Source organism: Coleofasciculus sp. B1-GNL1-01 (assembly GCF_040220235.1).
Lineage (GTDB): Bacteria > Cyanobacteriota > Cyanobacteriia > Cyanobacteriales > Coleofasciculaceae > Coleofasciculus.
Genome location: NZ_JAVJTO010000126.1, coordinates 29,601 through 40,015 on the forward strand (window position 1 = coordinate 29,601; position 10,415 = coordinate 40,015).

A 10,415-nucleotide genomic window follows, 5' to 3' on the forward strand; every position below is an offset into this window, starting at 1 on the left:
GGGTTTCAAACCATTTTTCGACCCAACAAGTGCAAGGTTTTTATACTACCCCCCTCTTGTATCCTGAACTTTTCGCCGACAACAGCACCAAATTTTCCCTCGACAGAGGGGTGAAACCATTGCCCATTGCCCATTCCACACCGAGCCTGTTACCGAGCGGAGTCGAGGTAAGCCGAGGTGTTCCCTATTCCCTCTCCCCACCACAAGACTTATTCAGCAGCCCCTAACTAGGTAATGCGATCGCAAATTCCGTTCCTTGACCGGGAATCGACTCACAGCGCAACTCACCCCCATGGCGTTCCACGACAATCTGATAACTGATGGATAATCCTAAACCTGTTCCCTTACCTACAGGTTTGGTGGTAAAAAATGGATCAAATATACGCTGATAAACCTCGGTCGGTATTTCTGCCCCATTGTTTCCCATATATATTACCACCTTTGAACTCCCCTGATTCTCGCTATCCTTAGACCCTTCCTCACCAGGAATCACAGCCGTGCGAACCCAAAGTTTGGGTTCAAAGTCCAGGTCAGTTTCCAGTTTCTCCTCTAAGGCATCAATAGCATTACTGAGGATATTCATAAACACCTGATTAAGCTGACCGGGATAACATTTAAGCGTTGGTAGTTGATTATACTCTTTAATCACCTGAATCTGAGGACGGTGGGATTGTTCTTTGAGTCGGTGCTGTAAGAGTAATAGGGTATTATCAATCCCGTCCTGAATATTGACCTGCTTGCACTCCGCTTCATCCAAACGCGAAAAATTGCGTAAGGATTGGACAATCTTAATGATTCGATTCGCCCCCTCTTCCATAGAGGCTAGTAGTTTGGGGAAATCGTAGGCAATAAAATCAACATCTATAGTATCCAGTTGTTCTGCGATCGCGCTGACAGGTTCTGGGTAATGCTGTCGATAAAGCTGGACTAAGTGGAGCAGAGTTTCCGCATACTCCGTCGCTGGCTCGATATTCCCATAGATAAAACTGGTGGGATTATTAATTTCGTGGGCAATTCCTGCCACCATTTGTCCCAACGAAGACATTTTTTCGGCTTGAATCAGTTGGGTTTGAGTGCGTTTTAATTCATTGAGAGTGAATTCTAACTCCCGTGTTTTTTGCCGCTCTCGTTCCTCCGCCTGCTTGCGCTCCGTGATATCGGTAATTGAACCAACAGCGCGGACAGGATTGCCTAACTCATCCCAATGTGCCTGTCCCCGCACCAATACCCATTTATAACTCCCATCTTGACAGCGCATCTGATACTCTAGGGAATAATCAGGTGTTTCGCGGTTTAGATGCCGTTGAAAGGTGTCCTGAACTAAGGGGACATGATCAGGATGAATGTAACTCATCCATTTGTCAAACGTATTGATATTCTCGTAGTCATATCCGAGTATTTCCAAACACCGGGGTGATAGGAAATGTTCATGGGTAATCAGGTTATAGTCCCAAATCCCATCATTATTGCCCTTAAGCGCTAATTGCCAGCGTTCCTCACTCTTTCTCAGCTTGATTTCTGCCCGTTTGCGCTCAGTAATATCTTGCCCAATGCCAATACTGGTGCCATCACTAAGGCGAATATTTGCCCAAGAGGTTTCCAGAATTTGACCGTTTTTAGTTCGCAGGCTGAAATCTTGCCATTTCCCGGAAGCCTTGAACATAAAATCCAAAACCTGCTGGCGATCTTTGGGATTGGGATAACATTCAGTTAACAAATCAATCGTATCCAATTCAGCTTTAGACCACCCTAAAATTCGTTCCACTTCTCGGTTGACTAATCGAATATGACCTGTGGCATCATAAAAACAAATCATCACCGGAATATGGTCAAAAATCTTTTGTAGAAGTTCCTTCTGATAGCGGAGTTGATCTTCGGCTTGTTTGCGTTCGGTGATATCGCGGGTAGAACCCACCATTCGCACCGGATGTCCAGCCTCATCCCACAGGGCTTGGGCGCGAGAGTGTAGCCACTTGTAGGTTCCATCCTGACAGCGTAGACGATACTCGATCGCGTAATGGGGTATTTTTTGCGCTAGGTAATCTTGTAGACTCTGATTCACCAAGGGAATATCATCGGGATGCAGATGGTTTTGCCATCCCTGAAAATCAAGTTTAAATTGAGCGGTATCGTATTCCAGGATTTCGCGGTAGCGATCAGAAATTAAGGCTTCCCCCGTGGTGATATTCCAATCCCAAATCCCATCCTGATTACCCTGAAGCGCTAATTGCCATCGTTCTTCACTTTCCCGCAGCGCAGCTTCAGCTTGTTTGTGAGCGCTAATATCAGTGGCGGTTCCTAAAATTTGCTCCGGCTTCCCTTCCTGGTTCCAGGTAAAGACAGTCTCCCGACTAGAAAGCCAACGCCATTCCCCATTTTTGTGTTTAATTCGATATTCTAAATCAAACACCTGGTCAGCTTGAGCGGTTTCTATGTGCTGGAAATGGTGGTGAATTCTCGGTAAATCATCAGGATGCATTAGCGTCACCAGAACATCTTCCTCCATTTGGATGATTTCTTCCGGTGTATACCCAAGAAGATTCTGGATTTTGCGATTGAAATACAGTATTTGCCGATTGATGCGGTCATAAATATACAAGATGCTGGGATTTGCCTGAGTAATGGCACGCAGCAACCGTTGGTTTCCTTGCAGGGCTTCTTCGATGCGTTTTTGCTCGGTAATATCTTGCATTTGGGCAAGACCATACAAGGGGTTTCCCTGACCATCTCGCACCAGGGAAACGCTCAAGAGAATCCAGATACTATGTCCTTGTTTATGAATATATCGCTTTTCTAAATGGTAGTAACGAAGTTCACCGTTGAGGAGTTTATGGGCATAATCACGTTCTGCTTCTAGATCGTTGGGATGGGTAATTTCTGGACAAGTCTTGGCTAATAATTCGGCTTCGGAATAGCCAAGAATTTCACAAAAGTAACGATTGACTTTCAGGAAATGACCATCCAAGGCAACCAACGCCATGCCACTGGCGGCGTAGTTAAACGCCTTACGGAAACAGTCTTCACTCTCTCGCAGGGAGGCTTCTATCTGTTTGCGATCGCTAATATCCCGCGCCACCCAGACAACGGAGTGTTCTGTGATCGGGGAAATACTGGCGCTAAACCAAACCTCTCGCCCCTGTAGCCAAAGACAGTAATCTAAAGTCAGCGTTTGTTGAGTTGCGATCGCCTGTTGAATCGTTTCTACCCATACTGAATCCGTTTCTGTGGGATCTCCCAACAATCGCTGGATAATCTGATCTATAAATGTATCCTCATACAGACAACTTGAAGACGTGGGAATAACTTCGATCTCTTGAATCTGGTGATCATGAGTATCAATAACCAGGACGATATCCGTCATTGCCTCAAATACAGCCCGGATTTTGGCTTCAGAGGATTGAAATTTTGCTTGCAGTAATTCACGCTTACTAATTTCCTGTCGCAATTGCTGATTTAACTGGCGTAATTGATAGGTTTGCTGATCTAACAAATGTTCTAATGTACCCACGGTTTGATAAATATCAATGGGATTAATCGTATTCAGGATCTGCGTCTGCGTAATTACACCTGCCAATTCTCCGGCTGTACCCGACACTACCAACCGTCGCACGCGATGCTGCTGCATGAGTTGATGGGCTGTCCAAATCGAGTCAGTAGGTTGAATGAGTAATAGAGGGGTACTCATTACGGTGGTAACGGGGGTTTTCGCCAGATCCAATCCCAAGTTGCCAAACTGGACAATATCCCGTTCGGTGACAATACCGATTGGATGAAGCACGTTTTGCGGAATGTAGGGGCGGGTTTCACTATTATCATTTTTTTCTCGCCCTGATCGGACTAAACCCGCCCCAACCGACGGTTTGAGTGTAGAAACGTGACATGATACCTCTGAATTTTGCTGGGAAACAGGAAATTCAGCCTCCTCAACAATCACCACACAACTGACTCGCTGTGTATTCATCAGTTGTGCGAGTTCCAAAATAGAAGTTGTCCCCATGGCGTGAATCACACGGGTAGACATTACATCAGAGACTTTTTTGTGGTTAAGTAAATCAACGGGTTGGAGAACATCGCGAATCGTTTGCGGTGTGATTACACCGATTAAGTTTCCCCTCTCTCCCACCACCGGAAGATGACGAATTTTATATTGACGCAGCCGATTAATCACGGTAACAATATCTTGAGCTTCAATTTCGGTGATCGTCATCACTGAAGTCGTCATCACAGACGCCAGAGATAAGGTTCGCCAGTCAACACCGGAAGCAATGAGTTGCACAGTATCTCGTTCAGTAAAAATACCTACAATCGGACTGTTCGGTTGATGATTTGCTAATACAAGTAGACAACTGCTGTGAGTCTGAGTCATCCGCGCCAAAGCCTCTTCTACCGAGATATCAGGTGTCACGGTGAGAGGATAGCGATTGATCGCTAAACCATTGTTATGATTCAGTTTAAAAGCAGTAGCAATGCTCATGGAGAAGCGCTCCTGAAGCCAACGGTTTTTATGTCTTCCTATTTAATTCAAGATTTCTAGACTTGTTTCAGGGTTTTATCTAATTTTTTCTCTCGATACTTCATACTGGCTGGCTGGGGCGATTATTTTTCTGCGATCGCCACGAAATGACTTAGGATTAAACCTGTCAAGTCCAATGAGTAAACCTTAAGTATAGACGACTTTTGGGGATATCTGTATTTTGTGGTCAGAGAAATACTATGGAACGCTTAATTTCTGCCTCGGGGCTGCTGGTATTCATTGGTTTAGGTTACGTTTTATCCGTCAATCGGCGGGCGATTCGCTGGCAACCTGTATTATGGGGTATTGCCTTGCAGTTAATTCTGGCGGTGTTAATTCTCAGGACAGCACCAGGGTTGGTTATCTTTGAGTTTTTGGGGCAGTTAGTGACTCAGTTTCTGGATTTCTCTGATGCTGGGGCAAAGTTTGTCTTGGGTGAAAATTTAGAGGAGCGCTTTCTTGCCTTTAAAGTCTTACCTACGATTATCTTTTTCTCGTCTTTCATCACGATTCTTTATCACTATAAAATTTTGCCGCAGGTGGTTAAGGCGGTGGCTTGGGTAATGTTCAAAACCTTGAAAACATCGGGTGCAGAAACTCTGAGTGCAGCGGCAAATATCTTTGTCGGTTCAACGGAAGCCCCGCTATTAATCAAACCTTACGTATCAACAATGACGCTTTCGGAGTTACACGCCGTCATGACAGGGGGATTTGCTACTGTAGCTGGGGGAGTCTTGGCGGCTTATATTTCCTTTGGAATTCCTCCCGAACATCTCATCGCCGCTTCGGTGATGTCCGCACCAGCCGCTTTAGCTATTTCTAAACTGTTGTATCCGGAAACAGAATCCTCGAAAACCGCAGGGAAAATTACCCTGGAGGTGAAGCCGACAACAGTGAATGGGATTGATGCGGCGGCGACAGGGGCGCTGGATGGGTTAAAATTAGCCGCCAATGTAGCAGCAATGTTGATTGCATTCTTGGGACTGTTAGCCATGGTGAACGGTATTCTGGGGTGGTTGGGTGGATTAGTGGGACTACCCCAGCTCACGCTAGAATCAATTTTAGCGATTATTTTGGCTCCCGTGGCGTGGTTGATGGGCGTTCCTTGGTCAGACTGTGGTCAGGTGGCAGTTTTGTTAGGAAAAAAGACGATTTTGAGTGAATTTATTGCTTATCTGGATCTTAAGGCATTGATTGAGCAATCCCAGCTATCAAAACGGTCAATTCTTATTGCTACTTATGCCTTGTGTGGCTTTTCCAATATTGGTTCAATTGGAATTCAACTGGGTGGAATTGGTGGAATCGCGCCGAATCGGCAACCTGATTTAGCACGATTAGGCGTGCGAGCATTAATTGGCGGAACACTCGCTTGTTTTATGACCGCTTGTATTGCTGGAATGTTACTGTAGAAATTACTAGCATGGCACGTCTTTCCTTAAAACCCGCTCTCCCTAATAATAATTAAACAAGCCACTGTAGGGGCGGGTTTAGGGACAATTGTAGGGGCGGGTTTAGGGAATAAATTTAGCTAGTCACCACTAACGTAACGGAACAACAAAACCCGCCCTTGCTCACCAATAGCTGAACAACAAAACCCGCCATCCTCACCGATAATTGAACAAAACGATTTAACAGCTATGTCTAAACGCAAATCTTCTAATTCATCCCAAAAGCGCGTAGCATACCAAGAATTTGGTAGTAATCCGGCGGCTACGGAACGTGGAGTTCAAGAACTTCCACCCAATCAGCAAAACTTACGTATTCAAGCTTCTCGCAAGGGGCGCAAGGGGAAAACCGTGACAGTGATTAGTGGTTTTCAATGTAAACCGGACACTTTAACCCAACTGCTAAAACAGCTTAAAACTAAATGTGGTAGTGGTGGTACGCTTAAAGATGATACGTTGGAAATTCAAGGGGATCATGCTCATAAATTGCTGGAAATTTTGACGCAGTTGGGGTATAGAGCCAAAATTAGTGGCGGTTAGTGCCTTTTGTAGAAATGTTGCAGTCATATTTCCCTCCTCCTTACTGTTGATCCGTCTGCCATCGGGCGATCGCCTGCTGCGCGGCTGGGTATGAGGGAGTATCGGGCGGAACTAAGGCGGCGGTTGTTATCGCCAGTGACAACTGACCCCGCCATGCACGAGAATTGGCGATTAGATAAATCTGGCGACTCCATTGATTAATTAACTGTTGCGCTTGATCATAACTCGGTTGATCTGGGGGAATTTTACTTAAAGTATTAATCGCCTGATTATAAGACGAGGCTTGATTCCGTCGCAGTTGCTGTTTAGCGGCTTGAATAATCCCTTGGTTTTGCTGCTGCTGTTTCGCTTGAGTCTGCCAGGTTTTAATTGCCGACTGCGCCCGATTATAAATCGAGGGATTGGTAGACGGAACTAATTTTGCCGCCGCGATCGCAGACGCAAAATTGCCTTGTTTCGCCCGCCCTTCGGCTAAGTCAAGAATCACCTGACTCCAGCGCTGGATATCCTGTTGCGCTTGTTGGTACAGGGGTTCACCCGGTTGAATTTTCTGGGCTTGGGCGATCGCTTGACTGAAGAGTGAGGCTTGATTGGGTTGGATTCTACCCTTAGCTTGTGCCAAAATCCGTTGGTTCGCTTCCATGGATTCCGGATCAGAGGGCGAGGGTGAGTCTAGGGGCTGTTCTTGGGGTTTATCCTCAGACACAGGGGCAATACGCTGATTCTCCACGGGTGAGGGGGGAAGCGGTGAACCAGTGGCTTCAGGTGCAGGGCTAGTCTGATCAGCGACGGGACTTTGAGTCACTGACCCCTCCGTCTCTTCATCGGCTTTGGGTTGGGTTTCGGTGACAGGCTGGATAATCTGGGGACTTGTCCCAGTTTGACGGTTAAGAATCTTGAGAGTGATTAGCATCAGCACTAAAACCAGTAGTAGTCCACCCCCTCGCATCAGCCATTGTTTCCATGTCTGATCCTTTGGATTATCGTCCTCGGACGCCAAATCAGGTATCTTCACCAAAGCGGTTGCTGAGTTGGAAGTTGCTGAGTTGGACTGTTCATCGACATCCTTAGGTGTTAACGAGTGCGTCGGTTGTTTGTCCGGTATGGCAACGGCATACTTGGAGACAGGGGCGGTTGCGCCATTCCCATTATCAGTAGAGGCGTCTTGATAGGCTGACTTGCCATTGTTCTGATCCCCCGATGTTAAGGTTGAGGCTACTGGTGTCGCCGTTTTCTCTTCGACGGAAGTAGACCCAGAGATAGGCAAAATGAGTTGTTGTCGGGTTGCTTCAGAAGGAATAATAATTAAAGGCGTCTGTATCGGTCGCCAGTGGTGTTGACTTAACTCCGGTAAGCGATCGCCTAAATACTGCTCCAAGTTTGCCAGGGTTAGATCGGTTTGATAGTAGCGCAGGGCTTCCAGTAAGGCGGCGCTAAACAAACCATTCCGCAACGCTGTCGCTTCGTGGGAAAATTGCCCAAGCTGACTGGACATGATCAGCGTAATTCCCATCTGACGGGCTAATTCCACGGTTTCCGCACCCACCGGTTCTCCAGCTTGCAGTCCCGGCGATCGGTTAATATCCAGTAAAACCAGCAGGTTTTCATCCCCTTGAGGCTGAAGCGAACTGAAAAGCGATCGCATCGGTATCCCGGTACGGGGAATATCCTGGGGATTCCCATCAATAGGCATTAGGTAATCAGCTTGTTGCCAACAGACCCCATAACCACTGAAAAAGAACCACCGCCAAGACTTCGACGCAGACGTTTTACCATTCGTTGGGGAGGGTTGGCGAGTCGCGTCCAGCCAGCGCCAAATATTGTCTTGATTGGGATAAGTGGATTGGCGATCAATCAGAGGTGAATGGTCGGTTAAAACTAAATAATCCTGGGATGACCCATTCCCCTGCTGCATCAGAAACTGCCACAAGGCTTGAGCATCCGCCTGTCCGTAGTTTAAGGGCGGTAAAAACTGATAGCGATTAATGCCAATTGCAACGCAAGCGTAATTTGCCATGGGTTTTGGGTTTCGACGTTGGCGGCTGGAACTTGATCAGTGTTGCCATCGTCTTGTCGGACTAACGGTTCAGTCTTGATCAAGACATTAAAGACAAAATTATTTTATAGTCTTCGCCGCCTGTCCGTCAGGATAACCCTGAAATCGTCTGCAATGGGGAGATTTGAAGAATCATCAATAATCTGCCCTTCAGGGGTTATCCCAGGTAACGTCTGCTGTTAAAATTTCTGTTTCATAACCCGTCGTCTACCGCCAATGCTCCAGTCAATTGCCCGAAAACAAATTGCGCCACTCGGTTTATGGGTGTTGTTCGGTTGTACCAGTATCAGTTGGCTGATCACCGCCGCGATCGCTCCTGAGATGGCTAAAGCTTACACGGCACGAGTTGAAGTCTCTCTGATCAGTCAGCCTGATGAAAGTTACGCTAATTTTCTCCGCCGCGCCGAAGCCGTTGCTAGAGCCGCCGCCCAACGCAGTTTCGATGGTGATATTTTGGTCACTGATGTCGCCGTGACCATTATTGGACAACATAATAACGCGATCGCTCCGATTTTGTTGCTAGACGTGAGTCGTCAAAACTGGAAACGGCGTCCTATTGTTTCGTTTTGGGCAACTTATTTTCCGGGGACTCAATCCCTGCTAGACTTTAGCCAGCCATCAGAGTCTAACCAACCCCCTGAATCTGAGCCGAATCAGTAAGTAGTCGGACAAAAGAAAACGGTACTGTATTAAGTGCAAGTAAATTGCCCTAAAACCCTTACTGTTCCCTGTTCCCTGTGACACACCGAGCGTGTTACCGAGCGGAGTCGAGGTAAGTCGAGGAGTTCCCTAATCTCAACCGTTAACTTTAATTGTGTCCACCCACTTAAATAGAGAGAGGGCTTGTGCATAATATTTGAGGTAGCGTGCTGGTTCCTCAAATTGCCCAAGCCCTAAACCATTCAGGTTCTGATTTGTCCCTACATCAAATTGTGTCCTCTGAGGATGGGTTCCCGCCTCAGCAAAACTTCTTAATCTTTTACGCCAATTGGCTGATAAGTCGGGCTAGCTGCATGAATGTATAAAGCATACCAGATAAAGCTTTCAAGCATTTTTTGGCTAAACAAGTCCAAGGTTTTAGATCCTAGATAAGCTGTTCGGCATTTAAACCATAATGTCAAGAATTGCGAAATCCTTGTAGTGCGAGCATCTTGCTCGCTACTAATACCCAATTTAAATGCATGACAGCTTACTCTACATCTTGGCATTATGTGCCTCAGTGGTCGCAGAATCTTCCTGACACAGGGATTGAAACTGTTGCCTATTGCCTATTGCCTGTTCCCTTCCCTAAACCAGCAACACGTATTCAGCAAGCCCTAATTCGACTGGTTTTGTTGTTGTTGACGCTCTTTAACAGCCTGAGTTAACAAGTAGGTCGCTAGGCTACTCAGTGACCTACTTTCTTCCTCTGCCCACTGTTCCAAGGCTCTCTGGATTTCTTCCGGTAGATAAGCAGTGACCCGCCCTTTGAGTTTCATCAGCCCTAAATTTTAATGCTTCAACATATTCCAGTATATAGTTTTTCACTGTTTATTGCTCAATCTAAATTCGTTATACATTAAAATAACACACTTTACACTAACAAGCCAGGTTGGTCAGCGTTTGGGCTTTGTACCCACCCTCCGGAGAGCGTTTCCCTCTCCCGTGCAAAAAAAGCGAAGCATCCCCTGGCTTCCCCCATGGAACAAAACGCGAAGCATCCTTTGGTCTCCCCCTTTTTAAGCAGGGCTAATTCATTGTGATGAGAGAAAATTAGGGCAACCAGGACTATTCATACCAAATCCGATTGCGAGAACCACCTTATAAATTAGAACAGCAAAATGCCATCAACAATGTTACATAAGGCTTTTACCGTTTTCAA

The 10,415-nt window shown here is 46.3% G+C and carries 7 protein-coding genes; 4 read left to right on the plus strand and 3 right to left on the minus strand.

What is annotated here, in order from left to right:
- Positions 1-223: 223 nt before the first annotated feature.
- Positions 224-4,474 (minus strand): PAS domain S-box protein, encoded by a 4,251-nt coding sequence (locus RID53_RS30205; RefSeq protein WP_446391609.1) that lies wholly within the window; start codon positions 4,472-4,474, stop codon positions 224-226.
- A 239-nt stretch (positions 4,475-4,713) separates the two neighbouring features.
- Between RID53_RS30205 and RID53_RS30210 the strand changes: the two genes are divergently transcribed.
- Both RID53_RS30210 and RID53_RS30215 read left to right on the plus strand, forming a co-directional pair.
- A complete protein-coding gene (locus RID53_RS30210) occupies positions 4,714-5,922 on the plus strand; it encodes a NupC/NupG family nucleoside CNT transporter (RefSeq protein ID WP_446391610.1) in 1,209 nt (402 codons plus the stop codon).
- A 228-nt stretch (positions 5,923-6,150) separates the two neighbouring features.
- Positions 6,151-6,498, plus strand: a complete 348-nt coding sequence (locus tag RID53_RS30215) for a translation initiation factor (RefSeq protein WP_446391611.1) — start codon at positions 6,151-6,153, stop codon at positions 6,496-6,498.
- A 40-nt stretch (positions 6,499-6,538) separates the two neighbouring features.
- On the opposite strand, the gene RID53_RS30220 is transcribed toward RID53_RS30215, so the two are convergent.
- Positions 6,539-8,515: a caspase family protein gene (locus tag RID53_RS30220; RefSeq protein ID WP_446391612.1), complete on the minus strand. Its 1,977-nt coding sequence runs from the start codon at positions 8,513-8,515 to the stop codon at positions 6,539-6,541.
- Between the two features lie 255 nt (positions 8,516-8,770).
- Between RID53_RS30220 and RID53_RS30225 the strand changes: the two genes are divergently transcribed.
- Positions 8,771-9,214 (plus strand): hypothetical protein, encoded by a 444-nt coding sequence (locus RID53_RS30225; protein ID WP_446391613.1) that lies wholly within the window; start codon positions 8,771-8,773, stop codon positions 9,212-9,214.
- 521 nt (positions 9,215-9,735) lie between these two features.
- On the plus strand, positions 9,736-9,921 hold the full coding sequence (locus tag RID53_RS30230; RefSeq protein WP_446391616.1) for a hypothetical protein: 186 nt from the start codon (positions 9,736-9,738) through the stop codon (positions 9,919-9,921).
- Here RID53_RS30230 and RID53_RS30235 read toward each other — a convergent pair.
- The gene (locus RID53_RS30235; protein WP_006104592.1) at positions 9,871-10,032 is read right to left on the minus strand and encodes a ribbon-helix-helix domain-containing protein; all 162 of its coding nucleotides are present in this window, start codon (positions 10,030-10,032) and stop codon (positions 9,871-9,873) included. The genes RID53_RS30230 and RID53_RS30235 overlap by 51 nt on opposite strands.
- Positions 10,033-10,415 lie beyond the last annotated feature (383 nt).